Annotated in this window: 17 protein-coding genes and 1 pseudogene; 15 read left to right on the forward strand and 3 right to left on the reverse strand. The window is 41.1% G+C overall.

Annotated elements, in window-relative coordinates; all coding sequences use genetic code 11:
- Positions 1-388: 388 nt before the first annotated feature.
- Entirely contained in the window at positions 389-1,342 is a 954-nt protein-coding gene (locus I2I13_RS21980; RefSeq protein ID WP_195650518.1) for a tyrosine-type DNA invertase cluster 3b, read from the reverse strand.
- 131 nt (positions 1,343-1,473) lie between these two features.
- Here I2I13_RS21980 and I2I13_RS21985 point away from each other — a divergent pair, with 131 nt between their 5' ends.
- The 11 genes from I2I13_RS21985 to glyA all read left to right on the forward strand — a co-directional run bounded on the left by I2I13_RS21985 (position 1,474) and on the right by glyA (position 10,073).
- A complete protein-coding gene (locus tag I2I13_RS21985; RefSeq protein ID WP_195650519.1) occupies positions 1,474-1,884 on the forward strand; it encodes a DUF4119 family protein in 411 nt (136 codons plus the stop codon).
- Positions 1,885-2,111: 227 nt separating this feature from the next.
- Positions 2,112-2,456: an SH3 beta-barrel fold-containing protein gene (locus I2I13_RS21990; protein WP_195650520.1), complete on the forward strand. Its 345-nt coding sequence runs from the start codon at positions 2,112-2,114 to the stop codon at positions 2,454-2,456.
- Positions 2,457-2,479: 23 nt separating this feature from the next.
- Positions 2,480-3,262 carry a DUF4373 domain-containing protein gene (locus I2I13_RS21995; protein WP_148366910.1) on the forward strand — a complete coding sequence of 261 codons (783 nt, stop codon included), beginning with the start codon at positions 2,480-2,482 and terminating at the stop codon, positions 3,260-3,262.
- Positions 3,263-3,374: 112 nt separating this feature from the next.
- Entirely contained in the window at positions 3,375-4,316 is a 942-nt protein-coding gene (pyrB, locus tag I2I13_RS22000) for an aspartate carbamoyltransferase (RefSeq protein ID WP_195650521.1), read from the forward strand.
- The gene (pyrI, locus tag I2I13_RS22005; protein WP_074556995.1) at positions 4,313-4,774 is read left to right on the forward strand and encodes an aspartate carbamoyltransferase regulatory subunit; all 462 of its coding nucleotides are present in this window, start codon (positions 4,313-4,315) and stop codon (positions 4,772-4,774) included. The genes pyrB and pyrI overlap by 4 nt, the downstream gene beginning before the upstream one ends.
- Positions 4,775-4,790: 16 nt before the next feature.
- Entirely contained in the window at positions 4,791-5,357 is a 567-nt protein-coding gene (locus I2I13_RS22010) for a flavin reductase family protein (RefSeq protein WP_195359121.1), read from the forward strand.
- Positions 5,358-5,570: 213 nt separating this feature from the next.
- A complete protein-coding gene (locus tag I2I13_RS22015) occupies positions 5,571-5,849 on the forward strand; it encodes a hypothetical protein (protein WP_195359122.1) in 279 nt (92 codons plus the stop codon).
- 3 nt (positions 5,850-5,852) lie between these two features.
- Positions 5,853-6,980, forward strand: a complete 1,128-nt coding sequence (locus I2I13_RS22020; protein ID WP_195359123.1) for a DUF3696 domain-containing protein — start codon at positions 5,853-5,855, stop codon at positions 6,978-6,980.
- Between the two features lie 3 nt (positions 6,981-6,983).
- Entirely contained in the window at positions 6,984-7,856 is an 873-nt protein-coding gene (locus I2I13_RS22025) for a hypothetical protein (RefSeq protein ID WP_195359124.1), read from the forward strand.
- A gap of 70 nt (positions 7,857-7,926) precedes the next feature.
- On the forward strand, positions 7,927-8,658 hold the full coding sequence (locus I2I13_RS22030) for a porin family protein (RefSeq protein ID WP_195359125.1): 732 nt from the start codon (positions 7,927-7,929) through the stop codon (positions 8,656-8,658).
- A 134-nt stretch (positions 8,659-8,792) separates the two neighbouring features.
- The gene (glyA, locus tag I2I13_RS22035) at positions 8,793-10,073 is read left to right on the forward strand and encodes a serine hydroxymethyltransferase (RefSeq protein WP_004295787.1); all 1,281 of its coding nucleotides are present in this window, start codon (positions 8,793-8,795) and stop codon (positions 10,071-10,073) included.
- Between the two features lie 338 nt (positions 10,074-10,411).
- Here glyA and I2I13_RS22040 read toward each other — a convergent pair whose 3' ends face one another.
- A complete protein-coding gene (locus tag I2I13_RS22040) occupies positions 10,412-12,079 on the reverse strand; it encodes a formate--tetrahydrofolate ligase (protein ID WP_004295785.1) in 1,668 nt (555 codons plus the stop codon).
- 167 nt (positions 12,080-12,246) lie between these two features.
- On the opposite strand from I2I13_RS22040, the pseudogene I2I13_RS22045 reads away from it, so the two are divergent.
- The 4 genes and pseudogenes from I2I13_RS22045 to I2I13_RS22060 all read left to right on the forward strand — a co-directional run.
- Positions 12,247-13,032: pseudogene (locus I2I13_RS22045) on the forward strand (aspartate-alanine antiporter); the annotation flags it as partial.
- 144 nt (positions 13,033-13,176) lie between these two features.
- A complete protein-coding gene (locus tag I2I13_RS22050) occupies positions 13,177-14,694 on the forward strand; it encodes a sensor histidine kinase KdpD (protein WP_195650522.1) in 1,518 nt (505 codons plus the stop codon).
- 12 nt (positions 14,695-14,706) lie between these two features.
- Positions 14,707-15,402 (forward strand): response regulator transcription factor, encoded by a 696-nt coding sequence (locus I2I13_RS22055; RefSeq protein ID WP_004295780.1) that lies wholly within the window; start codon positions 14,707-14,709, stop codon positions 15,400-15,402.
- A 135-nt stretch (positions 15,403-15,537) separates the two neighbouring features.
- On the forward strand, positions 15,538-16,086 hold the full coding sequence (locus tag I2I13_RS22060; protein WP_195650523.1) for an occludin: 549 nt from the start codon (positions 15,538-15,540) through the stop codon (positions 16,084-16,086).
- A gap of 139 nt (positions 16,087-16,225) precedes the next feature.
- On the opposite strand, the gene I2I13_RS22065 is transcribed toward I2I13_RS22060, so the two are convergent.
- Entirely contained in the window at positions 16,226-17,233 is a 1,008-nt protein-coding gene (locus I2I13_RS22065) for an SDR family oxidoreductase (RefSeq protein WP_195650524.1), read from the reverse strand.
- Positions 17,234-17,274: the final 41 nt, after the last annotated feature.

Genomic DNA, 17,274 nt, shown 5'->3' on the forward strand with positions numbered 1-17,274 from the left:
GCCCAGCACTTAAAGTTTCTTTCGTTAGAATCATACTTTTTTACCCCTTAAGTTTCCGTTACTTCTTAGGTAACGGATTATTATTCGATGCAAAGATATGCAAAAATACAAATAGTAAACAAGTAAAATCTTCTTTTTTTTCTGATTTGTTGAAATATACAACAAGAATATATCCGGACATGATGATTTTGTTTTATCATGCCCGATATTCTTATATTCTATTTTTTAAGATGCTTTTCCCTTCGCGTAGGTTAGAAAAACATTGCTGTAGGCGGTTCTTGTCCATATTTTTCTGTTTTCATCTGTTTTCTTGTGAATGAGTACCTTATCCGTTACCTAAGAAGTAACGGATACATTTCATCCCTGATTTCTAACACTTTATCGTTAATTATCTACCTAAACGATAGTTTCTAATGTAAGATAAATTCCCTTTATTTACCTCTGTACGTTCTCTTAGCTCAAAACCTTTTAAATAGATTTGTGTGGTTTTTATTGATTTGTGTCCCAACGATTCACTAATCATTTCAATAGGCACTCCACGATACTTGGCTGTCGTTGCCCAGGAATGACGGAGTGTGTAAGAAGAAACGGGAGAATTCAAGCGTAAAGCCCTCGCCAAATCCTTCAAACGATTATTGAATCTCCGAAGAGCAGACTGATATTCACGGTATGCCCTTTCATCCTTCCGTTTCTTGTTACCGCAAAGTATATCGAACAGATAGTTTGGACAATCGGGAATGGGTTCCTGATTACTCCGGAGTTGATTAATCATTCCCCTGGCAGTATCAAGCACTTCCACGCTCATGGGAGTTTTCGTCTTGATTCGATTATAACGTAATACACTCTGCTCTAAAGCTGATTTTTCCAGATGCGCTAAATCGGCGAATGACATTCCACAAAACTGGAACATCAGGGCGGCAATAGTTTGTGTGCGACGTAAACGCTCCGATTTGGGATCCTCATATAGAAGTTTGTGCAATTCACCGGCAGGCAAAGCTTTCTTTTGGCGGACATCCACGCCTGTATAGACATCATGAAATAATCGGGGAACATAAGGAGCACTACCCGCTTCCACTCCCCGATTGTAAATGCTACGAAGCATACGCATATACGTAGAAATCGTATTAGGCTTCAAACCACACTCATAAAGATACTGACCATAACGTCGTAAACGTTCTTTGGTGACCTGTCTGAACGACATATTCAACGTACCGCAAAACTTACTGAAAGAATAAAGGGCATTCTTATAGACGTGCGCAGTAGAATAGCGCCCCTCCTTTCGTAAACGATTGATGTAGTTCTCACCACATCGACTAAATCCATTTTTATTCATCATTTGCATCACTAGTTATTTTATATATATACTATTTGGCAAGCGACAAAAGAACAAATCTTTTTGTACGTTCAATTTCACTTTCCAGATATTATTTTTAGAATTAACACATATTTAACCAACGTTAAAATTAGTAGATTATGAAAAGTAAAAATGCCAAAAAAGGTAGTAAAAACGACAAGGTAAAAAGAAATGTCCAAACAATGAAAAAAGCCCCCAGGAGGCATTCAAGGGAAGAAATCATCAGTGAAGAAGAACTGGATAACAGAATAGCAATCGATGGAGATATCCGTCTTTATTTCACCATGTATTTAAAAATCTTTATTGATGGACATTTCCGCCATCCTAAGAAGAAAAAGCTGATAAATCTAGCCCAATATATCTATGACCAAAAAGTATTATACATCCACAAACATGGCGGCTATAAGTTAATGGAACTTAGCAGTATACATGCTGAATTGGGTGCATTGAAAAAACCTGTTGAGGAAGAGTACATGAAAGAAAAAAAGGAAAAAAGAGAACAGGCTGAAAAGGTCAAAAGCAAGTACTAAGAAAAAATAATGGGACAGTTGGAATATAAGGCTTACCTTCGCCGCCGTTTTCAACCGGTCGAAAACTAACAGATTTTCTCTTAAAAAATAGTGACGGTATGCTATCGTTATAGCGTCACTATAATGAAAGGATAGTGACGCTATGACAACAACATACCGTCACTATCTATAAGGGAAGATTTACGCTCAAACAGAAATTTATTTTTCAAAATTAAAAACAGAAGAAAATGAGACAAAAAATCAGGAAGAGTAAGTTAGAAGCTTGCAAATTAGTATGGAAAAAACGTATTACTGCTGAAAAGGGGATTTCGGATAAATGTGCGGAGAGAATTGTACAAGAGTGCATTAAACTAATAGATCGCATGTTGTATGGAAATGTAGTGATAGCTTTTTACAAGCAGGATGGCACGTTTTGTCTGGAAAGAGGAACACTGGTAGGATATGAAAAATTCTTCCATAGAGAATTCAATATCACAGCAAAACAAGAGTCTATTCTCTATTGGAGTGAAGAACAAAAAGGATGGAGAAGATTTATGATCGGGAACCTGATGGAGTGGAGAGCTATTGTATAAGTTAGATTAAAATATATTGAACAATGAATATGATTAATAAAGGGATACCTTATTTTCCGACACCGGCAAACTTCTTTGACGAAGAAGTGATGGAACTATTAGAAGCTAAGTTTGGAGTATTAGCTTCTTACATTGTCATGCGATTGCTTTGTAAAATATATAAAGAGGGATATTATATCTCTTGGGGAAAGGAACAAAACCTGATTTTCGTCCGTAAAGTGGGCGGCGGGATCAAAGAGGACATGATGGAAAAGATTGTCGACCTGTTATTGGAGAAAGGATTTTTCCATAAAGAAACCTACGAAAAATACGGCATACTCACTTCGGAACAGATTCAAAGGGTGTGGTTCGAAGCCACTACACGGAGGAAAATAGATTTCTCCCAACTACCTTATTTATTAGAGACCAAGAAGAAAAAAGGGATGCAAAAAGAAGAGTTGAACGCGGAAAATGCAGACATTTTTGAAACTCAAGAGGAGGTGAGTCAAGAAAATGCAGACATTTTCCGACAAACTAAACTAAAGGAAACTAAACTAAATCATGAAGAAGAAGAAGAAACCAACGTTGTTTCGATTGAGATTCCGGGGTATGCCTACAATCTGGCTACACACAACATCGCAGGATTGATGGAGAGTCTGGACAACCATAAAGTGACTGACCAGAAAGAGAAACAGACGATTCTGCGGTTATCGGACTATGGCAGGAAAGGCACCCAGGTGTGGAAACTGCTCTCCAATACGACCTGGAGCAAAATCGGAGCACCGGGGAAATATATCATTGCAGCGTTAGCCGGCGGACGGAAATAAACCGACTGATTAAAAGCTGATAAAAAAGGTACGAAAAATCTGTGCTTTTCACAAATTCTTCGTACCTTTACACTCCGGTAAAACAAGTTCTATCCACATAAAAGATAACAAAATGGAAAACAGAAGTTTAGTAACCATTGCCGAACATTCTAAAGAAAAAATCCTCTACATGCTCGAAATGGCGAAGCAGTTTGAAATGAACCCCAATCGCCGGTTATTACAAGGAAAGGTTGTAGCAACCCTGTTCTTTGAACCTTCCACCCGTACCCGCTTGAGTTTTGAAACAGCTGCCAACCGTCTCGGTGCACGAGTAATCGGATTCTCTGACCCCAAAGCTACCAGCTCTGCCAAAGGGGAAACACTTAAAGACACGATCATGATGGTGAGCAACTATGCAGATATTATCGTCATGCGACATCATCTCGAAGGAGCTGCACGGTATGCCAGCGAAGTAGCCCCGGTGCCTATTGTCAACGCAGGTGACGGAGCCAACCAGCACCCGTCGCAAACGATGCTCGACCTCTACTCTATCTACAAGACACAAGGTACGCTGGAAAATCTGAACATTTTCCTGGTGGGTGACTTGAAATACGGTCGCACCGTACACTCATTGCTGATGGCGATGCGACACTTTAATCCGACTTTCCATTTCATCGCTCCCGAAGAGCTGAAAATGCCGGAAGAATACAAGCTTTACTGTAAAACGCACCAAATAAAATACGTTGAACATACGGATTTTACCGAAGAGATTATCGCTGACGCCGATATTCTGTACATGACCCGTGTGCAACGCGAACGTTTCACCGACCTGATGGAATATGAACGGGTGAAGAATGTATATATTCTCCGTAACAAAATGCTGGAAAACACACGTCCGAACCTGCGTATCCTGCACCCGCTTCCCCGTGTCAACGAAATAGCTTACGATGTGGATGACAATCCGAAAGCATATTATTTCCAACAGGCACAAAACGGTCTGTATGCCCGCGAAGCAATCCTTTGCGATGTATTAGGTATCACATTAGATGACGTTAAAAACGATATTTTATTATGAGCGAAAATAAACAAGAATTGCAAGTAGCTGCCCTGAAAAACGGGACAGTGATTGACCATATCCCATCCGAAAAGCTCTTTACCGTAGTGCAACTGCTCGGTGTGGAACAGATGACTAGCAATATCACTATCGGATTCAACCTCGACAGTAAGAAACTAGGTAAAAAAGGGATCATCAAGATTGCAGATAAATTCTTCTGCGACGAAGAGATTAACCGTATTTCAGTAGTTGCCCCGCACGTCAAGCTGAATATCATCCGCAATTACGAAGTAGTGGAAAAGAAAGAGGTGAAAATGCCGGATGAACTTCGGGGCATCGTGAAATGTGCCAATCCGAAATGTATCACCAACAACGAACCGATGGCCACTATCTTTCATGTGATAGACAAGGATAATTGTATCGTAAAATGCCATTATTGCGAGAAAGAGCAGAAACGTGAAGAGATTACAATCCTCTGAATAAACGTATAGGCCTATGAAACAGGACTGGAAACCAGGAACGATGATCTATCCGCTGCCGGCTGTACTGGTCAGCTGCGGAAAGGAAGAAAGCGAATATAATATGTTCACAGTAGCATGGACGGGTACGATTTGTACAAACCCGCCCATGTGTTATATATCCGTACGTCCGGAACGCCATTCTTATGACATTATCAAAAAAAACATGGAGTTTGTCATCAACCTGACAACGAAAGATATGGCTTTTGCCACCGACTGGTGCGGAGTTCGTTCGGGACGTGATTATCATAAATTTGATGAGATGAAGCTGACACCCGGACAGTGTACGGTGGTCAGTGCTCCGTTGATTGAAGAATCTCCTCTTTGCATTGAATGCCGTGTGAAAGAAATCATCTCTCTCGGCTCACACGATATGTTTATCGCTGACGTAGTAAATGTGCGTGCGGACGACCGGAACCTGAATCCTGAAACCGGAAAGCTGGAACTGGCAGAAGCCAATCCGCTGGTATATGTGCACGGAGGATATTATAATCTGGGAGAGAAAATCGGTAAATTCGGTTGGAGTGTAGAAAAGAAGAAATAAACTAAAGCAGTGATTAAAGAACAAAAAAGGGCTTTAGATGTTGCAATAAAAGGAGTACGAAAATTAGAATTTTCACATATGCGAATGCCATTTATTTGCTAACTGAAAAAAAAATAGTAATTTTGCTATTTTGACAGGGGGCTTATTAAGCACAGTAAGAGCAAGTTGATTGGCGTTTTAAAAAAAATATATTACAAACTAATATATAACATTATGGCCAAAGTGTTTTTAATTACATATGATTTGAGAAAGCCCGGGCAAAGTTATGTTGAACTTTATGAGGCAATAAAGAGTGTTGGAGACTGGCAACATCCACTCGAATCCACATGGATTGTAAAAGTAAACAACAATTTTACTTCTGCAGAGAATATTTACGATAAGTTACGTCCTAAAATAGATGACAATGATTTGCTTTTTATTGTCGACATCACTGAACAAGATCGTCAGGGATGGTTATCTAAGACAGTCTGGACATGGTTAAAAAATGAATAAAATATGATTCATAGTATAGCACTTGAAGGTTTCAAATGTTTCCGCGAAAGGAATCAGATACCTCTTTCCCAAATCAATGTGATGTATGGTAAAAATGGTCGCGGAAAATCGACAGTAGCCCAATCACTTTTGTTGCTTGCGCAAACTATGAGAGATTCTAACGATATTAACGGACTTCATCTGATAGGTGATCTGATAGAGTTAGGAACATTTGATGAAATAGTAAACACTGGCATTGATGAAAAAACTTTTTTCTTGAATCTGCAAGATGACACCGAAACAGTAGAACTGGGATTTATAGAATATCCGCATAAAACACAGGTGGCAAGATTAAACAAACTTATTGTAAACGGTGAGAATCGTTTTGACGTGAGAGCTAATGAGGCTAAAGAATCGGCAAAGCAAGAGATTAGCACCAGCCAATCCGTTAGTACGACATCGGATATTATGATATTACAGAATCTCAAGTCATTACAATATGTATCTGCAGATCGTTTAGGTCCTCGTAATTCATCCCCGCGTAAGGATACTTTAGATTCAGACTGGTTTGGCGTAAACGGCGAATATGTCATTAATGTACTTTCCAACCAAGGTGAGGATTTTCAAGCAAAAGTCTGTGAAGTTTTGTCTACAGTCCTCACAGGTGCAACTCTAAAAGTGAAAACAAATGATGCTGATAGAATAGAGCTATTTCTTGATTCTGTTAATAATGGAAAATCATTCCGTCCTATGAACGTAGGGTTTGGCTATAGCTATGTTTTACCGGTCATTGTAGCCGCTCTTCTTGCTAAGGAGAAAAGTATTTTGATAATAGAGAACCCAGAGGCTCATTTACATCCCGGTGCTCAATCAAGATTGACTAAATTTCTTATTGAAATAGCTAAGACTAATAATATTCAACTCTTAATCGAGACACATAGTGATCATGTTGTGAACGGACTCCGCATTGCCATGAAACAAAGTTTTTGTAATCTGACTCCCCAAGATGCTGAAATTGTGTTTTTTTCTCATGATGATATAGACACAAAACCGGAAGTGGAGATTATTAAATGCGATCGGTTTGGAGAATTGAACAAATATCCTGATGATTTTCTAGACGAGTGGACGAAACAATTAGTAAAGCTAGTATAATATATGGAAGCCTATTTTAATGAACTTTCTTGTTATCCATTATGTGTCTCAAAGGAAAACGCGAAAGAAAGAGCCTACAAATTCGCATCATTATTATCTACGGCAAAGCAAAAAAGATTCAATGTTGTGCGTTGTCCTGATCAAGGTATAGCGGATATTTTACTATGCGAAGATTATACTGTGGCAGATTTATGTAATGAGAATATCCGTGGAAGCAAAGAACTATTATTGCTATCAATGCTACATCCTCCATATTATGAACCGGATTCTGAAGAGGAGGAATCTTATATAAAAGGCGTGTTTACCACAGCTGTATCTGATGATACTGGAGAAATAAAAGATAAGGAAGCATACGGTTTATCTGCTGCATGTTTGAAAAAATCTATTGGACTTAATTTTTGTTCTTGCCAGTTCTGGGAAATACAGAAAGAATATACTGTGATTGAAGATTGTAAAGGCAATAAAACAGTGCATAAAATACTATCTTTTTCTTTACCTGAAGATTTTGACACAGAATTTTATATGCAATGGCAAGTTAAAACACAACCTAGAAACTTTTTTGATTGTGGTATAGTTCCAAAGAAAAAGTGCTGTAATCTTTCGTCTGATCATCATGGAAATGACAAATTGATGGCTTTTGCTAAAGCAAGTCTATTCCCCCTACCATATATTACTAAAGTTGTAACTTCCATTGGGTATACACCTCACAGTGAGACTTTCGTAAAGAACATTCAAATTAAAGCTAATCGAATTGAGATTGTTTTAAAATGGACAGAAGAAGGTTTGGGTATGGTTGTACAAACTACAGCACGAAACGAGTTGGAACTACGTCAAATAGCAGATGAACTGGAAAAGCTTTTTGGAAATCGGCGTTGATTAGCATAATCTGAGGATTAATATGAAGCCATGGGTATATAAAAACTAAATTACGTAAACTCAATTATTTATGTTACGCAGAATCATCCTTCCCGGTTTGTTAGCCATAGCCTGCACGGCTGTCGGCCAGAACTATAACGCAGAAAAAGTAGACCGCCCCAATACAAAAAAAATAAATATCGGTATCAAGGCGGGATTCAACTCTTCCATGTTCATGGTGTCTGAACTGAAAATTAAGGATGTGACTATCGATGAGGTACAGAATAACTACAAGATAGGTTATTTCGGTGCCCTCTTCATGCGTATCAACATGAAGAAGCATTTCATTCAGCCGGAAGTGTCCTATAATGTAAGCAAATGTGAGATATCTTTCGATAAGCTCGGTTCGCAGCATCCTGCCATCGAGCCTGATTATGCTTCCGTGCAATCGGTGTTGCACAGTGTGGATTTCCCTATTTTATACGGCTATAATGTGGTGAAAAAAGGGCCTTACGGAATGTCTATCTTCGCAGGCCCCAAACTTCGCTACTTATGGGGAAAGCACAATGAAATCACTTTTAAGAATTTTGACCAGAAAGGGATTCACGAAAGGCTGTATCCGTTCAATGTCAGTGCAGTGATCGGTGTAGGCGTCAACATCTCCCGTATCTTTTTCGATTTCCGCTACGAGCAAGGCATCGGAAATATCTCCAAGTCCATCATTTACGACAATATCAATTCCGACGGCAGCACAGGAGTGAGCAACATTATTTTCCGTCGCCGTGACAGCGCGTTAAGTTTTTCGCTGGGATTCATCCTTTAAGAATAAAATATCATTAAATCCGGCTTTTTACTAACATTTTTCTTGTACTTCCTTCATTCTTTATTTATTTTCATTAACTTTGTGCGCTTAAAATAGGTATCTCGAATTAGAAATTTAATCTTACTTATAAAAGAATGAAAAGAGACGACATCATTTTCGACATCATCGAAAAAGAGCATCAACGTCAGTTGAAAGGAATCGAGCTTATTGCATCAGAAAATTTTGTGAGTGACCAGGTTATGCAGGCAATGGGTTCTTGCCTGACTAACAAGTACGCAGAAGGTTATCCCGGCAAACGTTATTACGGAGGTTGCGAAGTAGTAGACCAAAGCGAACAAATCGCTATCGACCGCCTGAAAGAAATTTTTGGCGCTGAATGGGCAAACGTACAACCACACTCGGGAGCACAAGCTAATGCTGCTGTTTTCCTCGCAGTTCTGAATCCGGGCGACAAATTCATGGGATTAAATCTTGCACACGGCGGACACCTTTCTCATGGCTCACTGGTAAACACTTCCGGTATCATCTATACTCCTTGCGAATATAACCTGAATCAGGAAACTGGACGCGTTGACTACGACCAGATGGAAGAAGTCGCTCTACGTGAGAAACCGAAAATGATTATCGGTGGTGGTTCTGCATACTCTCGTGAATGGGATTACAAACGTATGCGTGAAATCGCCGACAAAGTAGGCGCTATCCTGATGATTGACATGGCTCACCCTGCCGGCCTGATCGCTGCCGGAGTGCTCGAAAATCCGGTTAAATATGCACATATCGTCACTTCTACTACACATAAAACACTTCGCGGACCTCGTGGTGGTGTCATCATGATGGGTAAGGATTTCCCCAATCCGTGGGGAAAGACCACTCCGAAAGGTGAGATCAAGATGATGTCTCAATTACTGGATTCTGCCGTATTCCCAGGGGTTCAAGGTGGACCGTTGGAACATGTAATTGCTGCTAAAGCAGTTGCTTTCGGTGAAATCCTGCAACCTGAATTTAAGGAATATGCTAAACAAGTACAAAAGAACGCTGCTGTACTTGCACAGGCTTTAATCGACCGTGGTTTTACCATCGTTTCCGGTGGTACAGACAACCACTCTATGTTGGTCGACCTGCGTAGCAAATATCCTGAACTGACAGGTAAAGTGGCAGAAAAAGCATTGGTTTCTGCTGATATTACCGTTAACAAGAACATGGTTCCGTTTGACAGCCGTTCGGCTTTCCAGACTTCCGGTATCCGTTTAGGTACTCCTGCCATCACTACCCGTGGTGCAAAAGAAGATTTGATGCTCGAAATTGCTGAAATGATCGAGACTGTATTGTCTAACGTAGAAAATGAGGAAGTTATTGCACAAGTACGTGCACGTGTCAATGAGACAATGAAGAAATATCCTCTTTTTGCTTATTAAAAAACGATTTCAAAGCTAATAGCTTCACTGTTATCAGCTTTATTTCTTATTTATAAGGTCTGCTCTTTGTGAAAGGAGCAGGCTTTTTTTATTTATTAACGGTCCCGCCCGAACCATCTGTCCATATTTTCGTTTTTCTTACTATAAAAGAAATATATGATGTCATATATCACTCATAGCAAGGACGAATTCAACCGTATAGTGTGCAAGAAGAGAAAACAGAAGCGCACTGGACTCTATATACAGTCATCCCCGTCTTTCCACATTTTATTTCATAGGGAAAGACGGGGATTTATTTTACCGGCATCATACCGGAATATTTTTTTGAGGTATATATTTTAGCTCAATCCTTCTATTTCTCCATCCACAATATCGATGTGCAATGCTTGCGGCTCCTTGGGTAATCCCGGCATACGAAGAATTTCTCCGGCAATGGCTACAATCATTTCAGCTCCGTTATTGATAACAATATCTTTAATATGGAACTCGAAGTTATTTACCGCCCCATAAATCTTTGGATCGGCAGAGAATGAATATTGTGTTTTAGCAATACAAACCGGATAATGAGTGATTCCCATTTTCTCGATCAGTTTGATACGGTTGCGTGCAATACTGCTATAGGTAATAACGCTGGCTCCGTAAATATTAGTGGCTACCTTTTCGATCTTCTGCTGTATGCTATCTTCTTCTTTATAAGTGTAGCGTAAAGATTCGGACGGATTGTTCTCTATGGTATCTACTACCAGACGGGCCATATCTACTGCTCCCTCTCCTCCTTCACTGAACGCATTGTTAATGGCGAAACCCACTCCCAACTGTTCGCAATGTTCGCGCAGTAATTCCATTTCTTCATCCGTGTCGGATGCAAACTTATTGAAAGCTACGATGATGGTCTGACCGAATGAGCGAAGGTTACGAACGTGTTTGTCGAGATTACGCAATCCTTCTTTCAAGCCTTCCATATTCGGCTCTTTGATACGGTCGAGACTGACACCTCCGTGCATCTTTAATCCTTGTGCCGTAGCGACAATCACCGTGAGACGTGGTTGGAGTCCGCTCTTGCGGCATTTGATATTATAGAATTTTTCTGCACCGAGATCGGCACCGAATCCGGCCTCTGTTATTACATAATCACCGAAAGACATTGCCAATTTAGTGGCCAGAATAGAGTTACAACCATGTGCGATATTAGCAAACGGACCACCATGTACAAAAGCAGCGGTTCCTTCGGTAGTCTGCACTAAATTAGGATGGATAGCATCTTTCAACAACACGGTGATGGCTCCTGCCACTCCCAAATCTTTCACAGTAAAAGGTTGGTCGTCATACGTGAAGCCCAACAGGATATTTTCAATACGGCGACGCAGATCACTCACATCTTTGGAAAGGCAAAGAATTGCCATAATCTCCGAAGCAGGAGTAATATCGAAACCGGACTCTTGGGTAATCCCGTTCGATTTAGGTCCGAGGCCGACAACGATGCTGCGCAACGAACGGTCGTTCACGTCAAGCACTCTCCGCCAAAGAATTTCTTTCAGTCCAAAGCCCTTTGCCTGATTCTGATAAAGATAATTGTCGAGTAAAGCAGAAATCATGTTATGAGCAGAAGTGATGGCATGAAAATCCCCTGTAAAATGGAGGTTAATTTTGTCCATCGGAAGCACTTGTGCATATCCCCCACCGGCTGCTCCTCCCTTCATTCCGAAACATGGACCGAGAGACGGCTCGCGAAGAGCGACAATCGCATTCTTTCCAATTTTATTCAATCCCAAAGCGAGACCGATAGATACTGTAGTTTTGCCAATGCCCGCTTTGGTTGCTGTGATAGCAGTTACCAGAATGAGATTGCTTTTCTTCACTTTCTCTTCATCAATCAGTTGTTCGGGGATCTTTGCTATGTAGCGGCCATAATTCTCCACTTCCTCGCGAGGGATTCCGATACCTTCAGCAACTTGCTTAATCTTCTTCAGCTCAATACTGCGAGCTATTTCTATGTCTGATTTCATACAGAATATGATTAGTTTTATTTTTGAAGGAACAAAAGTATAACAAAAAAGCGAAATAGAGAAATTTAAAGTTCGGCGGATATTATATCTCTATTTTTCATAACACAACAAACTCTTTTTACGCTATAACTATTGTAAATGACATAACCTAAAACAACAACTTAATTATGGAATGGATTATTAATCAACTAAGGGTACATCCTGAACTTGCTATTTTCCTGACGCTCTTTGCCGGGTTCTGGCTTGGCAGACTCAAAATAGGGAAATTCTCCTTGGGGACAGTCACCAGCGTTCTGCTGGTCGGAGTATTGGTCGGACAACTGAATATCACTGTAGATGGTCCGATGAAAGCTGTGTTCTTTCTGCTTTTCTTATTTGCCGTTGGCTATAAGGTAGGTCCGCAGTTTTTCCGCGGATTGAAGAAAGACGGCCTGCCACAAGTGGGATTTGCCGTACTGATGTGTATTGTCAGTCTGGTAGCCCCGTGGATACTGGCCAAAATCATGGGATATCATGTAGGAGAAGCTGCCGGACTGTTGGCAGGCTCACAAACAATATCCGCCGTTATCGGCGTGGCAAGCGATACGATCAACCAGCTGGGAATCAGCGATGCACAGAAAGCCACGTTCATCAATGCAATTCCGGTAGCGTATGCCGTAACTTATATTTTCGGAACGGCCGGTTCGGCGTGGATTCTGGCTTCTCTCGGCCCTAAAATGCTGGGTGGACTAGATAAGGTGAAGGCTGACTGCAAGGAATTGGAGGCTCAAATGGGAACATCGGAAGCTGACGAACCCGGATTTTCCCCGGCTCTTCGTCCGGTTGTGTTCCGTGCTTATAAAATCACCAATGAATGGTTTGACAAAGGAAAGAAAGTCAGTGAACTCGAAGCTTATCTATGTAAAAATGATAAACGGCTGTTTGTAGAACGGATTCGTCAAAAAAGAGTGGTGAATCCGTTTCATTTCGTCTTTATTTTTGGAATACGACAAAATACGGTAGAAAAAATGGAAATTTGCGTTATCACTGGCTTATCTAGTGTTATTTAGTCTTATCAAAGAGAAGAATAAGAATAGTTTCCTATTATCTTTGTCAGTATGAAATTACCACTAAAACATATCGTCATACTGGTTATCTGCTCGTTAATCGGAATCTTTGTTTATCAAGCTTATTGGTTGACAGGGCTTTACCGGTCGATGAAGATGGAAATGGAGAGCAATATCAGAGATGCGATGCGGACGAGTGACTTTAACGAGGTCGTGCTCCGGGTAAATGATTTGCAAAAAGATAATGTGGAACACGGTTCGCTGACGGTATCAGCCGGATATGATGCGGACGGCAATTCATTAGTGACTAAACAAACGATTTCTTATACGGATAGTAGCCGTCAGGATACGATACACTCCCGGACAGAAACTACTACGGATACGGTAAAGGCCGTTGGTAACGCTCCGGAAGATTCTACACCTGTTGCAAGTAGCGAGAACGGGCTGGATGTGTTATTGAAAAAGCAAGATTCGCTAAAGGAGCTGTTAATGAGTATTCAGCAGGGTATTCATTCGGGGGTGGACACTTATATAGATGTCAACCTGCAGCGATATGACAGTTTGCTCACCCATGTGATGAAAGAGCATAATCTCTCTATTCCTCATCACACTCTTTTGATTTATACCGGGATCAGTGCCGATTCTTCCATTGTATATACCGATACATTAGGTATTGCGGGAGATAGCAGTTATATTCCCAGTCCCAAGGCAATCCGCTATGACTATGAATTTAATATGCATCACAGCCAACGCTACCAACTGGTGTTCGAGCCGATCAATTCATTGGTGTTAAAGCAGATGACAGGTATTCTGGTCACTTCATTTGTAATTCTTCTGATTCTCGGATTCTCTTTCTGGTTCCTTATCCGGACGCTCCTGAAACAGAAAACGCTGGATGAAATGAAAAGTGATTTTACCAATAATATCACGCACGAATTAAAGACTCCCATTGCCGTAGCCTATGCGGCTAATGACGCATTACTGAACTTTAACCAAGCGGAAGAGAAAAGCAAGCGCGACCAGTATCTACGCATCAGTCAGGAGCAGTTGCAAAGGCTTAGCGGGCTGGTGGAACAGATTTTATCCATGGGAATGGAGCGTCGCAAAACGTTTCGTTTGCATCCGGAGGAAATCAACCTGAAGGAGCTGATTACTCCGCTCATGGAGCAGCACCAGCTAAAAGCGGACAAGCCTGTACATATCGAATTGGATATTAAACCGGAAACGCTTGTCATTGTAGCCGACCGTACGCATTTCAGCAACATCATCAGTAATCTGATAGATAATGCAGTGAAATACTCGAAGGAGGAAGCCGAATTGTCTATTTCCTGCCGACAGACAGGGGAGACAGTAACCATCAGCGTTACCGACCGGGGAATCGGGATTCCACTTGATAAACAAAAGCACATATTTGATAAATTCTACCGGGTCCCGACGGGCAATCTTCATAATATAAAAGGTTACGGACTAGGGCTGTTCTATGTAAAGAGCATGGTCGAAAAACATGGAGGAACTATCACCGTAAAAAGTGAACCGGACAAAGGAAGCACTTTTACCATTACTTTATAAACCCATAAAATCATGAGTAAAAACAAAATTACCGTATTACTGGTAGAAGACGAACAGACACTCGCCATGATTATCAAAGATACACTTGAAGAAAATGATTTTATCATTCATACGGCGAATGACGGTGAGGAAGGACTAAGCCTTTTCTTCGAACTTCATCCGGATGTACTTGTAGCCGATGTGATGATGCCGAAAATGGATGGCTTTGAAATGGTACGTCGCATCCGCCAGACGGATAAACAGACTCCTGTCTTATTCCTGACTGCCCGTTCGGCCATCAATGATGTGGTGGAGGGGTTTGAACTCGGAGCGAACGATTACCTGAAAAAACCTTTCGGTATACAAGAGTTGATTATCCGAATCAAAGCACTGATGGGAAAGGCTTTTCTCTTCACTGAGAATAAGGTTGCCAATCATTTTGAGATAGGAAGTTATCTGTTTGATCCTGTTGCACAAACTTTATTACACGCAGGAACGAGACAGGAACTCTCTCATCGTGAATCGGAAATCTTGAAACGGCTTTGCGAGAACCGGAATCAGGTGGTCAACACGCAGGATGTCTTGCTCGAACTTTGGGGAGACGACAGTTTTTTCAATTCCCGAAGCTTGCATGTGTTCATTACCAAATTGCGGCATAAGCTCTCGCAAGATGAACAGATACGTATTGTCAATGTACGGGGAATCGGCTATAAACTGATTGTCAACTAAACTCTTTAACACCGCAAAGTGCCATGAATAAAAGACTACCGCATTTGCACAACAGTTTTTTTCTAAGAAAACATAACGGAAGCGGATAGTCAGGTGGAAATTATCTATCTTTGTAGTAAATCAACCTTTACGAAGATGAAAAAACTGATTCTATTTCTTTCGCTGATATTATCGGTCGGTTTTGCATCCGCACAGTCGGAAATTCCTTCCGATAGTATTCGTCGTGCTCCATCTACCAATATCAAGGAGTTTGGTGGTTTTCTGCTGGATATGGGGTTAATGAACGTAGCAACTCCCGAACTTCCCAAGTTTAATTTAGATATGCCTAATATGACGAAAGATTATAATCAGCTCTTTCGTTTAAACACGGATATTACCTATTCTCAAGGATTCACCGACTCTTTTTCTTCGTCTTCTTACTCCGGGTTTGCCGGTTTTGGATATGGATATGGTTGGGGATTGTCTTCTTCTCCACAGTTTATGCAGATGGGATCTTTCAAACTGAAAAACGGAATGAGAATCAATACTTACGGAGATTACAACAAGGATGGCTGGCGGGTGACTAACCGCAGCGCTATGCCTTGGGAAAGGAATAATTTCCGGGGAGCGTTTGAACTGAAATCTGCCAATGGTAATTTCGGAATACGAATTGAGGTGCAGCAAGGAAGAAATGTTCCTTATTAAATAATAATTAGGCACGGATTACACGTATGTCACGGTCTTTAGGGTTCTCATTGCTGAAAAATAACCGCGTTAATCCGTGTAATCCGTGCCTAAAAAATAGCAATTAATTAGTGACAGGTACTTATTAAAATCAGGAAAATCAGAAGGCTTTGTCTGCCGCACTGATTGCATTGGCTATACGGTCACACCACGAATCAAATTCCGGGTCGGGTGTTTGAGTTTCCGGATGAGAAAGCATATAATGTACAGCTTGCCGCAATCCGTCCGCCATGGAGATATGGCATATAAAATCCGGGACGAGCCGCTTTATCTTCGAATTATCGAAAACAACCGTAGCTGCTTTATCTCCTAAGAGTTCCCCCCTGAAATCATAATGATCGCTATGTTTGGCAAGGAAATCGGATGCCACGTGCAATGCGTTCAGAGGTTTGTCTAACGCATCGGCGATTGTCTGGTAAATCTGATTCCAAGTCATACTTTCATCGGTAGTGATATGAAAAGCGTTCCCAATGGCATGTGGATTCGCCATCAGTCCGACATAGCCTTTGGCAAAATCTTTGGAGTGAGTCAGTGTCCACAAAGAGGAGCCATCACCGGGAATAATGACAGGTTTGCCGTCAAGAATCCGTTTGAGAATCTGCCAGTTTCCCTTATCTCCATGTACGGCTACGGGAGGTTTGGTTCCGTTATAGGTATGGCTGGGACGAACGATGGTCACCGGAAAACCACTTGTCCGGTAGGCTGACATCAATACCTCTTCCGCTTCTATCTTGCTTCTGGAATATTGCCAGTAGGGATTGACCAGAGGGGTGCTTTCGGTAATGCGATAATCGGTCAATGGCTTTTGATAGGCAGAGGCACTGCTGATAAAGATGTATTGCCGCGTTTTATTCTGAAACAGGCGGATATCACGCTTTACGTCTTCTGCCGTATAACCGATGAATTGTGCAACCACATCGTAGTGTTCAAGTGCGATGGCTTTTGCCACAGCTTCTTCATCATTAATATCCGCAATGATACTGTGAATTCCTTCCGGCATTTTTTTTGAGCCGCGGTTAAGGAGAGTAATCTCCCACCCTCTCTGTTGCGCCAATGCAACTACATCTGTACTGATAGTACCCGTTCCTCCAATGAATAATGCTTTCATAAAACCTGTTTTTTTATATTCTCCGGAGCAAATATATCAAT

It is taken from the genome of Bacteroides sp. D55t1_190419_B8, from assembly GCF_015558905.1.
GTDB classification, from domain to species: Bacteria; Bacteroidota; Bacteroidia; order Bacteroidales; family Bacteroidaceae; genus Bacteroides; species Bacteroides vicugnae.

Coding starts and splice junctions, on each gene's coding strand:
- I2I13_RS21980 (WP_195650518.1), bottom strand. CDS start 1,342: ATGCAAATGATGAATAAAAATGGATTTAGTCGATGTGGTGAGAACTAC.
- I2I13_RS21985 (WP_195650519.1), top strand. CDS start 1,474: ATGAAAAGTAAAAATGCCAAAAAAGGTAGTAAAAACGACAAGGTAAAA.
- I2I13_RS21990 (WP_195650520.1), top strand. CDS start 2,112: ATGAGACAAAAAATCAGGAAGAGTAAGTTAGAAGCTTGCAAATTAGTA.
- I2I13_RS21995 (WP_148366910.1), top strand. CDS start 2,480: ATGAATATGATTAATAAAGGGATACCTTATTTTCCGACACCGGCAAAC.
- pyrB (WP_195650521.1), top strand. CDS start 3,375: ATGGAAAACAGAAGTTTAGTAACCATTGCCGAACATTCTAAAGAAAAA.
- pyrI (WP_074556995.1), top strand. CDS start 4,313: ATGAGCGAAAATAAACAAGAATTGCAAGTAGCTGCCCTGAAAAACGGG.
- I2I13_RS22010 (WP_195359121.1), top strand. CDS start 4,791: ATGAAACAGGACTGGAAACCAGGAACGATGATCTATCCGCTGCCGGCT.
- I2I13_RS22015 (WP_195359122.1), top strand. CDS start 5,571: ATGGCCAAAGTGTTTTTAATTACATATGATTTGAGAAAGCCCGGGCAA.
- I2I13_RS22020 (WP_195359123.1), top strand. CDS start 5,853: ATGATTCATAGTATAGCACTTGAAGGTTTCAAATGTTTCCGCGAAAGG.
- I2I13_RS22025 (WP_195359124.1), top strand. CDS start 6,984: ATGGAAGCCTATTTTAATGAACTTTCTTGTTATCCATTATGTGTCTCA.
- I2I13_RS22030 (WP_195359125.1), top strand. CDS start 7,927: ATGTTACGCAGAATCATCCTTCCCGGTTTGTTAGCCATAGCCTGCACG.
- glyA (WP_004295787.1), top strand. CDS start 8,793: ATGAAAAGAGACGACATCATTTTCGACATCATCGAAAAAGAGCATCAA.
- I2I13_RS22040 (WP_004295785.1), bottom strand. CDS start 12,079: ATGAAATCAGACATAGAAATAGCTCGCAGTATTGAGCTGAAGAAGATT.
- I2I13_RS22050 (WP_195650522.1), top strand. CDS start 13,177: ATGAAATTACCACTAAAACATATCGTCATACTGGTTATCTGCTCGTTA.
- I2I13_RS22055 (WP_004295780.1), top strand. CDS start 14,707: ATGAGTAAAAACAAAATTACCGTATTACTGGTAGAAGACGAACAGACA.
- I2I13_RS22060 (WP_195650523.1), top strand. CDS start 15,538: ATGAAAAAACTGATTCTATTTCTTTCGCTGATATTATCGGTCGGTTTT.
- I2I13_RS22065 (WP_195650524.1), bottom strand. CDS start 17,233: ATGAAAGCATTATTCATTGGAGGAACGGGTACTATCAGTACAGATGTA.